This is a genomic window from Streptomyces sp. NPDC047028 (genome assembly GCF_040644095.1).
In the GTDB taxonomy this organism is placed as follows: Bacteria; Actinomycetota; Actinomycetes; order Streptomycetales; family Streptomycetaceae; genus Streptomyces.
Genome location: NZ_JBEYVS010000067.1, coordinates 1 through 14,419, shown reverse-complemented (window position 1 = coordinate 14,419; position 14,419 = coordinate 1). Strand labels below are relative to the sequence as shown.

At 73.4% G+C, this 14,419-nt stretch carries 16 protein-coding genes; 7 read left to right on the top strand and 9 right to left on the bottom strand.

All coding sequences use genetic code 11. The annotated features are described in order from the left end of the window. Positions 1-28: 28 nt before the first annotated feature. Positions 29-997, bottom strand: a complete 969-nt coding sequence (locus ABZ854_RS34590; protein WP_361219257.1) for a TauD/TfdA family dioxygenase — start codon at positions 995-997, stop codon at positions 29-31. Between the two features lie 142 nt (positions 998-1,139). Here ABZ854_RS34590 and ABZ854_RS34585 point away from each other — a divergent pair, with 142 nt between their 5' ends. Together ABZ854_RS34585 and ABZ854_RS34580 are read left to right on the top strand one after the other, a co-directional pair. Continuing rightward, entirely contained in the window at positions 1,140-1,970 is an 831-nt protein-coding gene (locus ABZ854_RS34585; RefSeq protein WP_361219254.1) for an aldo/keto reductase, read from the top strand. Between the two features lie 76 nt (positions 1,971-2,046). Beyond that, on the top strand, positions 2,047-2,652 hold the full coding sequence (locus tag ABZ854_RS34580; protein ID WP_361219251.1) for a DNA polymerase ligase N-terminal domain-containing protein: 606 nt from the start codon (positions 2,047-2,049) through the stop codon (positions 2,650-2,652). 31 nt (positions 2,653-2,683) lie between these two features. On the opposite strand, the gene ABZ854_RS34575 is transcribed toward ABZ854_RS34580, so the two are convergent. From ABZ854_RS34575 to ABZ854_RS34565, 3 genes are read right to left on the bottom strand one after another with little or no spacing between them, the layout of a single operon-like run. Then, positions 2,684-5,092, bottom strand: a complete 2,409-nt coding sequence (locus ABZ854_RS34575) for a SpoIIE family protein phosphatase (RefSeq protein ID WP_361219249.1) — start codon at positions 5,090-5,092, stop codon at positions 2,684-2,686. 54 nt (positions 5,093-5,146) lie between these two features. Further along, entirely contained in the window at positions 5,147-5,614 is a 468-nt protein-coding gene (locus ABZ854_RS34570; protein ID WP_361219247.1) for a peroxiredoxin, read from the bottom strand. Further along, positions 5,611-5,991, bottom strand: coding sequence for a hypothetical protein (locus ABZ854_RS34565; RefSeq protein WP_361219245.1), 381 nt, complete (start codon positions 5,989-5,991; stop codon positions 5,611-5,613). Before ABZ854_RS34565 ends, ABZ854_RS34570 begins: the two co-directional genes overlap by 4 nt. Positions 5,992-6,168: 177 nt before the next feature. Here ABZ854_RS34565 and ligD point away from each other — a divergent pair, with 177 nt between their 5' ends. The 3 genes from ligD to hemC all read left to right on the top strand — a co-directional run bounded on the left by ligD (position 6,169) and on the right by hemC (position 9,061). Beyond that, complete coding sequence (gene ligD / locus ABZ854_RS34560) at positions 6,169-7,131, top strand: non-homologous end-joining DNA ligase (protein ID WP_361219281.1); 963 nt, start codon at positions 6,169-6,171, stop codon at positions 7,129-7,131. A gap of 118 nt (positions 7,132-7,249) precedes the next feature. Continuing rightward, positions 7,250-8,026 (top strand): NPP1 family protein, encoded by a 777-nt coding sequence (locus ABZ854_RS34555; protein ID WP_361219242.1) that lies wholly within the window; start codon positions 7,250-7,252, stop codon positions 8,024-8,026. Between the two features lie 99 nt (positions 8,027-8,125). Next, positions 8,126-9,061: a hydroxymethylbilane synthase gene (gene hemC / locus ABZ854_RS34550; RefSeq protein WP_361219239.1), complete on the top strand. Its 936-nt coding sequence runs from the start codon at positions 8,126-8,128 to the stop codon at positions 9,059-9,061. A gap of 40 nt (positions 9,062-9,101) precedes the next feature. Here the strand turns inward: hemC and ABZ854_RS34545 are convergent, their stop codons facing one another. From ABZ854_RS34545 to ABZ854_RS34530, 4 genes are all read right to left on the bottom strand, one after another. After that, entirely contained in the window at positions 9,102-9,626 is a 525-nt protein-coding gene (locus ABZ854_RS34545) for a hypothetical protein (RefSeq protein ID WP_361219236.1), read from the bottom strand. A gap of 189 nt (positions 9,627-9,815) precedes the next feature. Then, positions 9,816-10,661 carry an ABC transporter permease gene (locus ABZ854_RS34540; RefSeq protein ID WP_361219233.1) on the bottom strand — a complete coding sequence of 282 codons (846 nt, stop codon included), beginning with the start codon at positions 10,659-10,661 and terminating at the stop codon, positions 9,816-9,818. Further along, entirely contained in the window at positions 10,621-11,478 is an 858-nt protein-coding gene (locus ABZ854_RS34535; protein ID WP_361219231.1) for an ATP-binding cassette domain-containing protein, read from the bottom strand. The genes ABZ854_RS34540 and ABZ854_RS34535 overlap by 41 nt, the downstream gene beginning before the upstream one ends. Then, positions 11,475-11,933, bottom strand: a complete 459-nt coding sequence (locus tag ABZ854_RS34530) for a helix-turn-helix domain-containing protein (RefSeq protein WP_361219228.1) — start codon at positions 11,931-11,933, stop codon at positions 11,475-11,477. The genes ABZ854_RS34535 and ABZ854_RS34530 overlap by 4 nt, the downstream gene beginning before the upstream one ends. Before the next feature lie 247 nt (positions 11,934-12,180). Between ABZ854_RS34530 and ABZ854_RS34525 the strand changes: the two genes are divergently transcribed. Beyond that, the gene (locus tag ABZ854_RS34525) at positions 12,181-12,972 is read left to right on the top strand and encodes an RNA polymerase sigma factor SigF (protein ID WP_361219226.1); all 792 of its coding nucleotides are present in this window, start codon (positions 12,181-12,183) and stop codon (positions 12,970-12,972) included. Between the two features lie 21 nt (positions 12,973-12,993). On the opposite strand, the gene ABZ854_RS34520 is transcribed toward ABZ854_RS34525, so the two are convergent. Further along, the gene (locus ABZ854_RS34520; protein WP_361219223.1) at positions 12,994-13,326 is read right to left on the bottom strand and encodes an ANTAR domain-containing protein; all 333 of its coding nucleotides are present in this window, start codon (positions 13,324-13,326) and stop codon (positions 12,994-12,996) included. A 128-nt stretch (positions 13,327-13,454) separates the two neighbouring features. Here ABZ854_RS34520 and ABZ854_RS34515 point away from each other — a divergent pair, with 128 nt between their 5' ends. After that, complete coding sequence (locus ABZ854_RS34515; protein WP_361219220.1) at positions 13,455-14,261, top strand: VOC family protein; 807 nt, start codon at positions 13,455-13,457, stop codon at positions 14,259-14,261. The last annotated feature ends 158 nt before the right edge of the window (positions 14,262-14,419 follow it).

The window sequence follows — 14,419 nt, the reverse complement described above, 5'->3', positions numbered from 1 at the left end:
CTTCCCCGGCCGCCGGGGCGCCATGCCGTCACCAGCGGCCCGGCTCCGTGCCCGTCAGCGCCTTGGACGGGCTGCCGTCCACGCCGACCGGGACGTCACCGGCCAGCATCACCCGGTGCATGATCCGGCGGAAGTCCAGGTGGGCGTTGTCGGCGGGGGCCAGGTGGATGGTGGCCCTGTTGTCCCAGAAAGCGACGCTGCCGGGCTCCCAGCGGAAGCGGACCGTGTACTCGGGCCGGACCGCCTGCTCCAGCAGCATCTCCAGCAGGGCCGCGCTCTCGGCGCGGGAGACGCCGGTGATCTGCTCGACGTAGTAGCCGTTGACGTACAGCACCCGTTCGCCCGTCTCCGGGTGCACCCGGACCAGCGGGTGCACCGAGGCGACCTGGTGGTCGAGCAGGTGGCGGACGTAGGCGTCGTCGCCGGTCCGGGGCTGGTAGCCGACGCCGAGCCGGTGTTCGGCGCGCAGCCCGTCGACGAAGGCTCGGACCGGCGCCGACAGGCCCGCATAGGCGGCGGCCAGGTTGGCCCAGGTGGTGTCGCCGCCGTAGGGCGGGACCGTCTCGGCGCGCAGGACGGTGGCGGCCGGCGGGTCGATCCGGGCGCCGTGGTCGCAGTGCCAGCCGCGCAGCAGGGTGTGCCGCCGGCGGCGCAGCCATTCCTCGTGCTCCATGCCGAACCGCCCGCCCAGCTCCAGCCGGTCGGCGGTCGTCTCGACCTCGGGGAAGCCGGCGGGGGAGGCGCTGCCGCGCCGCCCGAGGACGACCGGCTCGCCGAAGCGGCGGGCGAAGGCGATGTGCCCGGCGTGGTCCAGCTCCTGCCCCCGGAAGAAGACGACCTTCCAGCGCAGCACCGCCGCCCTGATGACGGAGACGGTCGCGTCGTCGAGCGGACGGGCCAGGTCGACACCGGCGATCTCGGCACCGATGTGCCCCGCCACGGGCCGCACCTCGACGTCCTCCGCTCCCTCCGCTCCCTCGGCGTTTGCGACAGCCATGTCCGCTCCCCTGCTCGTCCTCGGGATTCCCGCTCCGTGGAGATCGTGTCACCGTACCGGCGGTCCGGTTGGTCGCCGCCGGGTTCGTCCGTGACGCTGGAGGGACGGCACAGCCGACGGACAGCCGACGGAGGGTCCCATCGTGATCAGCATTCCGGCGCACACGCTCAACGACGGTACGACGGTCCCGGCGGTCGGCCTCGGCACCTGGCCGATGGACGACACGCTGGCCGAGACGGCCGTACGCACCGCGCTCGACCTCGGCTACCGGCTGGTGGACACCGCCGCGAACTACGGCAACGAGACCGGGGTCGGCCGGGGCGTCGCGGGCAGCGACGTGCCGCGCGAGGACGTCACGGTGACGACGAAGCTGCCGGGCCGGCACCACGGCTACGAGGAGACCCTCGCCTCCTTCGAGGAGTCGCGGCGGCGCCTCGGCCTGGAGTACGTCGACCTGTATCTGATCCACTGGCCCCTCCCCCGGCTCGGCCGGTACGCCGACTCGTGGCGAGCGATGATCAAGCTGCGGGAAGAGGGTCTGGTCCGCTCGATCGGCGTCTCGAACTTCACCCCGGAGCACATCGGCCGGCTGGAGGAGGAGACGGGTGTCCTGCCGTCGGTGAACCAGGTCGAGATGCATCCGCTGTTCCCGCAGGAGGAGCTGCGCGCCTTCCACGCCGCCAAGGGCATCCGCACCGAGAGCTGGAGTCCCCTGGGCCGCGGCAGCCATCTGCTGGACGACCCCGCGCTCGCGGGGATCGCGCAAGCGCACGGGGTGACGCCCGCACAGGTGCTGCTGCGCTGGCACGTCCAGCTGGGCGCGCTGCCCGTACCGAAGTCCGCCGACCACGACCGTCAGCGCGCCAACCTGGACGTCTTCGGCTTCCCCCTGGACGACGAGCAGATGGCGGCCCTCGGCCGGCACGCCCCGCGCCGGCTGGGCGGTGATCCCGAGACGCACGAGGAGTTCTGAACCCGGCCGTGCCATTCGGGTACCCGGGGCCGTGCGGCGGGCGGACGGGCCGTGCGCCGGACGGAAGGAGACGCAGGTGGCGGCGGAGGACCGGCTGCGGACGTACCGCGGCAAACGAGACTTCGAGCGGACCCGGGAGCCGTCCGGCAAGGCGGCCGGCGGGGAAGGCGGACAGCCCCGGTTCGTGGTGCAGATCCATGACGCGCGCCGGATGCACTTCGACTTCCGGCTCCAGGTCGACGACGTCCTGAAGTCCTGGTCGGTGCCCAAGGGCCCGTCCTCGGACCCCGGGGACAAGCGGCTCGCGGTCCCCACCGAGGACCATCCCCTGGAGTACGAGGACTTCGAGGGCGTGATCCCGAAGGGCGAGTACGGCGGCGGGACCGTCATCGTGTGGGACAACGGCACGTACGAGCCGCTGAGCCATGACCGCAGGGGCCGCCCGGTGGACTTCGCGGAGTCCCTCGACCGCGGGCACGCGAGCTTCCGGCTGCACGGCACCAAGCTGCGCGGCGAGTACGCCCTCACCCGGTTCCGCAGCGGTCAGGACGAGGAGGAGGCCTGGCTGCTGGTGCGCAAGGGACCGGCCCGGTCCGAGGCCCACGGCACTCCCGACCCCCGGCGGGCCCGCTCCGTACGCACCGGGCGCACCCTCGCGCAGGTCGCCGCCGGGGAGGAGTGAGCGGCGGTGTCCGGCGGCGGGAAGCGGGATGTCAGGCCTCGGGGAGCGGCTGTTCGGCCCAGATCGTCTTGCCGGCACCCGTCTGCCGGCTGCCCCAGCGCTGGGTGAGCTGGGCGACGAGCAGGAGGCCGCGCCCGCCCTCGTCGTAGACGTGGGCCCGGCGCAGATGGGGCGAGGTGGCGCTGCCGTCGGAGACCTCGCAGGTGAGGGCGCGGTCGCGGATCAGGCGCAGCTTGATGGGCGGTTCGCCGTAGCGGATGGCGTTGGTGACGAGTTCGCTGACGACGAGTTCGGTGATGAAGGCGGCCTCGTCGAGCCCCCACTCGGCCAGCCGCTCCGTGGCGGCCTGCCGGAACGCGGCGACCTGGGCGGGGTCGGCCGGCACGTCCCAGGTGGCGACACGGTCCTCGCCGAGCGCTCGCGTGCGGACCAGGAGCAGCGCCACGTCGTCGCTCGGCTGGTCGGGCAGGACGGCCTTGAGCACGCCGTCGCTGAGCGCTTCCAGGGAGTCGGCGGGCGCGCCCAGGGCGCGGCGGAGTTCGGCGGTCGCGCTGTCGCCCTCGCCGTCCCGTTCTCGGTCCGCGAGCAGCCCGTCGGTGTAGAGGGCGACGACGGAGCCCTCGGGGAGTTCCAGTTCGGTCGCCTCGAAGGGCAGTCCGCCGACGCCGAGGGGCGGCCCGGCGGTCATGGGGACGAACTCGGCGGTGCCGCCGGGCAGGACGAGCGCCGGGGCCGGGTGGCCGGCTGCGGCCAGGGAGAGCCGGCGCGAGACGGGGTCGTAGACGGCGTACAGGCAGGTCGCGCCGAGTTCGGCGACCTCCTCGCCGGTGTCGTCGGAGCCCAGGTGGGTGACGAGGTCGTCGAGGTGGGTCAGAAGTTCGTCGGGGGCGAGGTCCACGTCCGCGAGGGTCCGTACGGCGGTGCGCAGCCGGCCCATGGTGGCGGAGGACTGGATGCCGTGGCCGACGACGTCCCCGACGACCAGGGCGACCCGGCTGCCGGAGAGGGGGACGACGTCGAACCAGTCACCGCCGATCCCGGCGACGGACCCGCACGGCAGGTACCGGTGGGCGACGTCGACCGCGACCTGGCCGGGCAGCCGGCCCCGGGGCAGGAGGCTGTGCTGGAGAGCGAGAGCGGTGCCACGTTCGCGGGCGAAGCGGCGGGCGTTGTCGATGCAGACGGCGGCGCGGCTGGCGAGCTCCTCGGCGAAGACGGTGTCGTCGGGGCCGTAGTCGTCGGGGTGGGTGTCGCGGATGCCCACGACGACGCCGAGCCGGGTGCCACGGGCCCGCAAGGGGACGGAGATCATGGAGTGGGTGCCGTGGCGGAGCTGCCGGGTCTCGGGCGAGCGGGCGTCGCGTTCGCTCATCCAGCGGATGAAGTCCGGCTCTCCGGCGTGGCTGACCACGGCCCGGCCCTCGCGCAGCGCGCGGGCCGGCGCCGAGTCGGCGGGGTAGGAGTCGACGGCGCCGAGCTGGACGGCGGCCTCGGGGGCGCCCTCGACGGCGGAGCCGTGGGCGACGCGGCGCAGGTCCACGGCGTCGTCGGGCGCCGCGGGCCGCTCCTCGGCGCCGAGGACCCAGTCGAGCAGGTCGACGCTCGCGAAGTCGGCGTAGTGCGGCACGAGGAGTTCGACGAGTTCCTCGGCGGTGCGGACGACATCCAGGGTGGTGCCGATAGCGGTCGCGGCCTCATTGAGCAGGGCGAGCCGGCGGCGCGCCCAGTACTGCTCGCTGCTGTCGAACGCGGCGAGCGCCACCGCGGTGAGCTCGCCCGAGCCGTCCCGGAGCGGCCACATCTCCATGCTCCAGGCGTGTTCCCGGTTGCGGACGGGGGCGCTGCTGAAGCTCTCGTAGCGGACGGGCCGGCCGGTGTCGACGACCCGGCGGAGGTGGTCCACGAAGCCCTGGCTGTGCTCGGCGCCCGCCGCGGTGCCGGGGAGGAACCGCCCGATCAGGTCGTCCTCGCGGACACCCATCGCGCGGCAGGCGACGCCGTTGAGGCGCAGGTAGCGCTGGCGCAGGTCGAAGACCGACATGGACATGGACGCCTGCTGGAAGGCCTCGGCGGCCAGGCCGTCGCCGGGTGGGCCGGCCGGGACGGCGGGGCCGGGCGGCTGGGCGGTGACGGCGTATCCGCTCGGTTCGCCGTCGGGGCCGAGGACGGGGCAGGCGGTCAGGGTCAGCTCGATCCGGTGGCCGTCGCGATGACGCAGGGCGACGGTTCCGGTGCGGACGGCAAGGGGACGGGCGGCGAGGGTGCCTGCGAGGAGGTCCGCGACTAGGGTGCCGGGGGAAACGTCCGCGGCGAGGAGGCCGGCCGCCGCCCGGCCGACGACCTCCTCGGCCGGGTGGCCGGTGAGCAGCCGGGCGCCGTCGCTCCACCCGGTCACCCTGCCCAGGGCATCGATGATCGCCACGGCGGCGACGTGGTCCATATGCCCCAGGATGATCCCATCGGTGCGGCGCATCAGGCCTGGGCGCCGGGCGGCTCAGCCCTGCCGGGCCCGCACGGCCGCCAGGGCCCGGTCGGCGTGGGTGTTCATGCGCAGTTCGCTGCGGACGACCTCCAGCACGGTGCCGTCCCGGTCGATCACGAACGTGACCCGCTTGGTGGGCGCGAGCGAGAAGCCCCGCCTGACGCCGAACCGTTCGCGGATCGCCCCGTCGGCGTCGGAGAGGAGGGGCATGCCGAGGGTGTGCCGCCCGGCGAACTCCTGCTGCCGTTCGACGCTGTCACCGCTGATTCCGACCGGCCGGGCGCCGACGGCGGCGAACTCGGCGGCGAGGTCGCGGAAGTGGCAGGCCTCGGCGGTGCAGCCGGGGGTCAGCGCGGCGGGGTAGAAGAACAGCACCACGGGCCCGTCGGCCAGCAGCTCGGTGAGGTGCCGTACGGTGCCCGCCTCGTCCGGCAGCGCGAAGTCCTCGATCGTGTCGCCGACCTCGATGTATCCCGTCACGACTGTCCCTCCCCGCTCCGGGCGATGCCGCGCGCCCAGAGCACCAGCGGCACCTGGAGGGGCAGCCGGGCGAGCGCCGCGGTCCGCCGGCGGGCGGGGCCGCGGCGCGAGTCGACGGCCATCTGCACGTTGGCCGGGAACACCCCGACGAAGAAGGCGGCGGCGGCCCGTGCCGCCGCCGTCCGGGTGCGGGGCGCGGCCACGCCGGCCGCCAGGGCGAGTTCCACGGCGCCGCTGCCGTAGGTCCAGGCGCGGGGCGAGCCGGGCAGCCGCGTCGGGACGATGGCGTCGAACTGGCGCGGTGCGGCGAAGTGGGCGACCCCGGCCACGGCCAGCAGGCCGGCGAGCAGCAGGGGTGAGCGTTCGGACCGGGGCACGGTTCCTCCTTGGGTGACCTGCCGCCGGATATTACTCGACAGTAGGCGGCGGGTGTCAGCCCCTGAGGCCGGACCCGTTCAGGGGAACCCGCGCCCCGGTGCGCGTGACGGCGGCGGAAGCGGTCGACATCTTCAGCCGTGACCGCCCTGACCCCGCCGCTGCCCGTCATCCCGCCCATGCTCGCCACCCCCGGCGCGCTGCCGCCCGCGGCGCAGGACGCGCGGTGGGCGTACGAGACGAAGCAGGACGGACAGCGGGTGATGGTCTATCTGCCCGGGGACGGCAGCGTGCGGCTGCGGGCCCGCTCGGGCGAGGACATCACCGGCGCCTATCCCGAACTCCGCCCGCTCGGCACCGCCCTGGGCCGCACCCCGGCCATCCTGGACGGCGAGGTGCTGGCGCTGGACGAACGGGGGCGGGCGGACTTCCAGTTGCTGCAGAGCCGCATGGGCCTCGCGCACGCCCCGGCGCGGGCCGCCCGCCGGGCCGCCCAGGTGCCGGTCCACCTGGTGCTCTTCGACCTGCCGTACCTGGAGGAGCCGCTGACCGGGCTGCCGTACACCCGGCGGCGGGCCCGGCTGACGGAGCTGGGTCTGGCCGGGGCCCACTGGTCGACGCCGGGGGCCGTGACGGGGCACGGCGCCGAGGCGCTGCGGGCCACCCGTGAGCACGGTCTGGAGGGGCTGGTGTGCAAACGGCTGGACTCGGTGTACGAGCCCGGGGTCCGCTCCCGCGCCTGGATCAAGATCCGCAACATGCGCAGCGAGGACGTCGTCATCGGCGGCTGGCTGCCCGGCAAGGGCCGGCTGACCGGCCGGCCCGGCGCGGTGCTGGTGGGACAGCGCGCGGGCGGCCGGCTGCGCTACGTCGGCGGCGTGGGCACCGGGTGGAGCGAGGCGGAGCGGGCCGAACTGGCCGAACTGCTGCGGGCGGTGGCCACCGACCGGTGCCCCTTCGATCCCGTGCCGCGGATCGCGGACGCCCGCTGGGTGCGGCCGCGGCTGGTCGGTGAGGTCAGCTACAGCACTCGGACGCGGGCGGGGATGCTGCGCCAGCCGTCCTGGCTGCGGCTGCGCCCGGACCTCACGCCGGAGGAGTCGGCCGCCGACCTTCCGGAGGAGTCCGGCGGGACTCCCTGAACCGGGGAGCCGGACGTTCGCCGCGGCTTCGCGCGCGGGACATGCGCGAGTCTTGGCAGTGCGGGTCACGGGCGGCATGCTGAACTCCCTTGCCCCCCACCGCTGTTGGAGACCCCTCGTGTCGCCTCGTACGCCGCGTGTCCACTCCCGCAGATGGCTCGCCGGCCCGGCCGGTGCCGCCGTTCTCGTCATCGCCTTCCCCGGCGTCGCCTTCGCCGCCCCGCCCCCGGCACTGCCCGGCAACGCCGAGCCGGCCGAGGTGACGTACCAGCCCGCCTTCGACTACGACACCGACGGCTGCTACCCGACGCCCGCCATCGGTTCCGACGGCAGCATCAACCCCGGTCTGAAGCCGACCGGCGCTCTCAACGGCAACTGCCACGACGCCTCCGACCTGGACAACACCAACAGCTACTCGCGCTACAAGTGCAACAACGGCTGGTGCGGCTACCTGTACGGCCTGTACTTCGAGAAGGACCAGGCGCTGCCCGGCGTCAGCTGGTTCGGGCACCGCAACGACTGGGAGCACGTGGTGGTGTGGGTCCAGGACGGACAGGTCCGGTACGTCTCGACGTCCAACCACGGCTCGTTCACCGTGCACCCGGCCTCCGACGTCCGATTCGAGGGCACGCACGCCAAGGTCGTATACCACAAGGACGGCATCGGCACCCACTGCTTCCGGCTCGCGAACACCAACGACGAACCGCCGGAGAACGACAAGCACACCTGGCAGTACCCGCCGCTCATCGGCTGGAACGGCTATCCGACCGGCCTGCGCGACAAACTGAGCGCGTACGACTTCGGCAGCGCCCACTTCGGCCTGAAGGACGGGAACTTCGCCTCCCACCTGGCCTCGGCGAAACCGGCCGGCATCCCGTTCGACCCGAACGCCTGAGCCCGGCGCGCGATCCCCGGCGGCGGAATCCTGCTCCCCGGTGCCGGGCCGGCCGGTCCCGGTCCGGTTCGAGGTGGCCGAGGGTCTAGGGTGTGCCCCATGTCCGTGCCCGAACTGATCCGTATCGTCTCCCGTGACTCACCGATGGCCCTGGCCCAAGTGGAGCGGGTGCGCGCCGAGTTGGCCGTCCTGCACCCCGGGGTGCGCACCGAGGTCGTACCGGTGCGGACCACCGGGGACAAGTGGCTCGGGGACCTGTCCCTGGTCGAGGGCAAGGGGGCGTTCACCAAGGAGGTGGACGCCGCCCTGCTGGCCGACGAGGCGGATCTCGCGGTGCACTGCGTCAAGGACGTGCCCGCCGACCGGCCGCTGCCCGCCGGCACCGTGTTCGCCGCGTTCCTGAAGCGGGACGACATCCGGGACGCGCTGGTGCACCCGGGCGGCCTGACCCTCGACGAGCTGCCCGCGGGCACCCGGATCGGCACTTCCTCGGTCCGCCGGGTCGCCCAGCTCGCCGCCACCCACCCGGAGCTGGAGTGCGTGCCGTTCCGCGGCAACGCCAACCGCCGGCTGGCGAAGCTGGCCGCCGGGGAGGCCGACGCGCTGCTGCTGGCGGTGTCCGGTCTGGAGCGGATCGGCCGCGCGGACGTGATCAGCGAGGTGCTGTCGCCTGAGACGATGATGCCGCCGATCGGCGCGGGCATCCTGGCGCTGCAGTGCCGGCAGGACGACACGGCGCTGATCGACGCGGTCAGCGGGCTCGGTGATCCCCGTACGCACCGGGAGGCGACGGCCGAGCGCATGTTCCTGCATGTGCTGCAGGGCCACTGCAACAGCCCGATCGCCGGGTACGCCCGGGTGGACCGCGGCGGGGAACTCTCCCTGCGGGCCTGCGTGTTCACCCCCGACGGCAAGACCCGCCTGAACGCCCACGAATGGGCGGGCCGCCTCGACCCGGCCACGCTCGGCACCTCGGTGGCGGTGGCGCTGCTGCGTCAGGGCGCCCGGGAGATCATCGACGGCATCCCGCACTGACCGTGCACGGCGCCGGTACGCGGGTACGGGCGCGTCGGCGTCAGGCGGGGCCGGGTTCCGTCTGGTCCTTGAGGAAGGCGCTGACCTGGTGGGCCAGGCTGCCCGGGCCGCCGGTCACCGTCGCGGTCGCCGCGGTGCCCTCCAGGACGCCGATGCCGCCCGTCCACAGCCGGCGGTCGCTCCACTCGTCGTCGACCCGCAGCTGCACCTGGACGTCGACGTGGGTGAGGGCGGCCTCCGGAGCGGCGGCGTAGAGGACGGCGGTGGCCCGGCGCAGGGGGTAGACGTCGAAGCCCTCGATGAACTGGGAGTTGCGCCAGTCGATGAAGGCGCCCTCCCCGTCGGGGCCGACCCGGACGTCGGTCTGGCCGTCCTCAAGGTGGATGCCGAGGTGGCGCGCGCCGCGGTTCTCCACGGTGATCCGGACACTGAAGTACGTCAGGCCGGCGGCGGCGTCGTCACGTCCGCGGGGCGGCTCGGCGGCCTCCAGGCGGTGGACGCGGACGCGCAGACCGGCATGCTCGTCGTACTCGTGCCAGTCCCCGACCACGTTCGGCTCGTACACAGTGCCCCTCTCGACCTTCGAGAGCTGCTGTCTATCTGTGTGCTCAGCGCACTGTCAAATGAGCAGAATGCGCTGTGGCCAGGGGGTTCGCCCGCTTTGATCGCTGATCAAGCGCTGCCCAGGAAGAATCCGCCCCCGGCCGCCCGGGCCGGTGTGCGCCGCGTGCCGCACATCACGTCCGGGGCAAGATCAGCGGGCGAGCCGGCCGAGCAGGGACGAGGCCGCGGTGATGCCGAGGACGGCGGCCACCGCGAGGACGCCGAAGTCGCCGGTGAGGTGCGCGGGCGTGCCGATCAGCAGCCCGCGCAGCGCGTCGACCTCGTGGCTGAGCGGGTTGACCTTGCTGACGGCCTGGAGCCAGCCGGGCATCACCGAGACGGGGTAGAGGGCGTTGGATCCGAAGAACAGCGGCATGGTGATGGCTTGCCCGATGCCCATGAGCCGGTCCCGGCTGAGCACGATGCCGGCGATGGTCATCGACAGGCACGAGAAGAACACGGCGGCGAGCACGACGGCGGCGGCCACGCCGAGCAGGCGCAGCGGGTTCCAGGTGAGGGCGACGCCGAGCAGGGCGGCGATGACGATCACGACGATCGCCTGGATCAGCGACTTCACGCCGGCCGCGAACGCCTTTCCGGTGATCAGGGCCGAGCGCGGGGTCGGGGTGACGAGGAGCTTGTTGAGGATGCCCGCGTCCCGCTCCCAGATGATCTGGATGCCGTAGAAGATGGCGATGAACATCGCGGACTGGGCGATGATGCCGGGCGCCAGGTAGTCGAGGTAGGGGATGCCGCCGGTGGGGATCGCCCGGATCCGGGTGAAGGTCTGGCCGAAGATCAGCAGCCACAGGGCCGGCTGGATCGCGCGGGTGTACAGCTCGGTGCGGTCGTGGCGCAGTTTCTGCAGTTCGACGGCGCACAGTGCGGTGACCCGGGCGGGCAGCAGCCGCCAGCCCGCGCGGGGCGCCGGCGGGCGGAGCAGCAGCGCGGCTCCCTCAGCCGACACGGCGGGCGGTGCGGCGGGTGCTTCGGACATCGCGGAAGTCTCCTGACGTGTCGTCGAGGGCGCTGCCGGCGACGTCGCGGAAGACGTCCTCCAGCGTGGGCAGGTCCGTGCCGCCCCGCCGTTCGGCCAGGCCGCGGCACAGTTCGGCGGGGGTGCCGAGGGCGCGGACGCGGCCGAGGTGCATCAGGCCGACCCGGTCGCAGTACTGGTCGGCCTCGTCCATGTAGTGGGTGGTGACGAGGACGGTCATGCCGGTGGCGGCGCGGACGGCGTTGATGTGGTCCCAGACTCCGGTGCGGGCGATCGGGTCGAGGCCGATGGTGGGTTCGTCGAGGATGAGCAGGCGGGGGGCGCTGACCAGGGCCTGGGCGAGTTCGAGGCGGCGGACCATGCCGCCGGAGTAGGTGCCGGCGAGCCGGTCGGCGGCGTCGGCGAGGCCGACGGCGGCCAGGGCCTGCGCCACCCGTGCGGCGCGTTCCCGGCGCGGCACGTCGAAGACGCGGGCGAACAGGGTGACGTTCTCCCGGCCGGTGAGTCCGCTGTCGGCGGAGAGCTGCTGCGGGACGTAGCCGAGGAGCCGGCGCACGGCCATGCGGTCGCGGGCGGCGTCGTGGCCGAACACCGTGACCGTGCCGGCGGGGACCGGCAGGAGAGTGGTGAGGCAGCGGATCGCGGTGGTCTTGCCGGCGCCGTTGGGGCCGAGCAGACCGAACACCTCGCCCTCCCGGACGGTCAGGTCGAGTCCGTCGACCGCCAAGGTGGCGCCGAAGGAGTGGGTGAGCCCGGTGCAGGCGACGGCGTCGGTGGTGGTGACGGGGGTGGTGTCGACCGGGGGGTCGGCGCTCATGTGTCCTCGGCCTCCTCGTGCAGGGCGAGGGCCAGTCTGCGCAGCGCGGGGAGCGCCGCCCGCAGGGCCTCGCGGTCGGTGTCGTCGAGCCGGGACACCTGCCGGCCGAGCAGCTCGGCCCGGCGGCGCCGCCAGTCCTCCAGTCGCCGCTCGGCGGCCGCGGTCAGCAGCAGACGGGCGGCGCGCCGGTCGGCGGGGTCGGTCTCCCGCACCAGATGGCCGTCCCGCACCAGCCGGTTGACGAGGGTGGACACGGAGTTGCCCGCCAGGTGCAGCAGCCCGGCGGCGTCGGAGACGCGGACGCCGGGACGGTGTTCGACCAGCCGCAGCAGCTCCACGTCGGCCCCGCGCAGCCGCGGCTCGGCCGACCCGCCGCGCAGGCGCCGGCGGATCAGCCGCTGGATCCGCACCAGGGTGTCGGCGAGGTCCTCGGGGAAGTTCTCCGGTTCCTCCACTCCCGAAGATTACCTCTGCTACAGAGGTAATCACCGTCAAGGAGTGGTCAAAAGCAATGCATGAAACCCGCCAGTTATCGACATATTTGTTTGTGTATGTCCGCTACCGGGAATCCGCATCTATGTGCTTCGGACAGGAGGCACGTCCGTGGGAGCCGGCAGAGCCGGGCCCCGGTGTCCTTTTCCGGTCCGAGTGCACCTCCCACGGTGTCTGTCCACCCAGCACCTGCTGAGAGAGGTGCGCGCGATGCGTGTCACTGGCAGCACGAAGCCTCATCCTCATGACGACGCCCCCGAGACGGGCGAATCCTTCGAGCGGCTCGCGGGGCTGCCCGACGGACCCGAGCGCCAGGCGCTGCGGGACGAGCTGGTCCGGCTCTGGCTGCCCATGGCCGAGCGGATCGCCGTCCGGTTCCGCGGCCGCGGGGAGTCCCTGGAGGACCTGTACCAGGTGGCCGCGCTGGGCCTGGTCAAGGCCGTCGACCACTACGACCCGGAACGCGGGCGGGCCTTCGAGGCGTACGCGGTGCCCACCATCACGGGTGAGATCAAACGGCATTTCCGCGACCACATGTGGACCCTGCACGTGCCGCGCCGGGTGCAGGACCTGCGCAACCGGGTGCGCGGCGCCCTGAAGGAGCTGTCGCAGACCATCCCGGGCCGGGCACCCACCGTCGCGGAGATCGCCGCGCACACGCAGCTCACCGAGGCCGAGGTGCGCACCGGCATGGAGGCCCTGGAGTGCTTCTCGGCACTGTCGCTGGACGCCGAGGTGGCCGGTACAGAGGGGTACGCCCTCGGGGACTCGATCGGCGGCCCGGACCCCGGCTACGAGCTGGTCGTCGACCGGGCGGCGGTCCGCCCCTGCCTGGAGGCGCTGCCGGAACGCGAGCGCACCATCCTGTACCTGCGGTTCTTCGGTGGCATGACGCAGAGCCGGATAGCCCAGCAGCTCGGTATCTCGCAGATGCACGTCTCCCGGCTGCTCAGCGGCTGCTTCGACCGGCTGCGCGAGGAGCTGCTCGCCGAGGCCCGCTGAGCCGGCGCCCGCTCGGCCGGCTCACTCCCCGGGCTCGCCGGGGATCGCCGGCGAGCCCGGCACCTGGGTCGGCCCGTACCGGTCCAGCGCGTCCTCCAGCTCGACGCGCACGTCGGGCGGTATGTCCCCGTTGCGGCCCCAGATGAGGATCAGCTCGGCGACGTTGCGCAGCTTGATGTTGGTGTGCTGGGAGACGTCCTTGAGCACCTCCCACCCCTGGTCCGGCGGCAGCCGGCCGAGGGCGACGACCATGCCGATGGCCTGGTCGACGACGGCGTGGGAGGCCAAGGCCTCCTTCATCTGGTCGACTTCGGCCTGCAGCTCGAAGATCCGGTCGGACTCGCTCTCTGCCATGTCTCCATCGTGCTCACCCGCCTGGCCGCCTGCCACCGGGGTACTCGACAGGCGCCCGTACCTCCCCCGGCCGGACACTGGTGACAGACCGGTGTCCGCCGGGGCCCCGAGACCAGGACGCGACTGCCATGAACCATGATCTCCCGCGCCGCGGCGGGACGAAGAGAGACATCGTCTCCACGCACGCCGTCTTCGGCGCCCCCTGCTGGGTGAGCCTGACCAGCCGCGATCTGGAGGCCACCCAGGACTTCTACGCGGCCGTGCTCGGCTGGCGGTGGCGCGGGGCGAAGCTCGGCGAGCACTTCCGCATCGCGCTGGCGGACGGGGTACCGGTGGCGGGGATCGCGGCAGTGGCCGCGATGTGGCAGATGGCGGTGGCCTGGACGCCGTACTTCGCGGTCCGGGACGCCGACGAGGCCGCGGCCCGGGCGCGGGAGCGCGGCGGTACGACCGCGGTCGGTCCGCTGTCCTTCCCGCCGGGGCGGGCGGCCCTGCTCGCCGACCGCGACGGGGCGACGTTCGGGATCTGGCAGGGCGAACTGGTCTCCAACTGGGAGACCTGGCGGCGGGCGGCGCCCACGTTCATCCGGCTGCACACCCGCAACGCGTTCGACGCGGCGATCTTCTACGGCGAGATCCTCGACTGGGCGACCGAGCACCCGGGCTGCTGCGAGGTGCAGTACGAGGGCGGCGAGGTGGTGCTGCGCAGCGGGGGCGACGTGATGGCGCGCATCGACTCCGGCGCGGTGGAGGCGGCCCCGGACCCGTCCGTCCGGCCGCACTGGCAGATCCACTTCGCGGTCGCCGACGTGGCGGCGTGTGCGCGGGCGGCGGAGAAGCATGGGGGGAGTGTGCTGCGCGAGGATGAGACGGAGGCGATCCTCCGGGATCCCGACGGCGCGCAGTTCACTGTGACGTCACGCCGGGCGCGTTGAGCCGGGGGCATCGGGCGCCGTTGCCGGGTGGGTGCGGGCGCGTTGTGGTTGCTCGCGCAGTTCTCCGCGCCCCCAAAGTCCGTCCCGGTGTCCGCGGCTTCGACGAGGACCCGGCGGCTTTCTCCAGGGTCATGGGCCGGGCGCATAGGCCGCCGTCC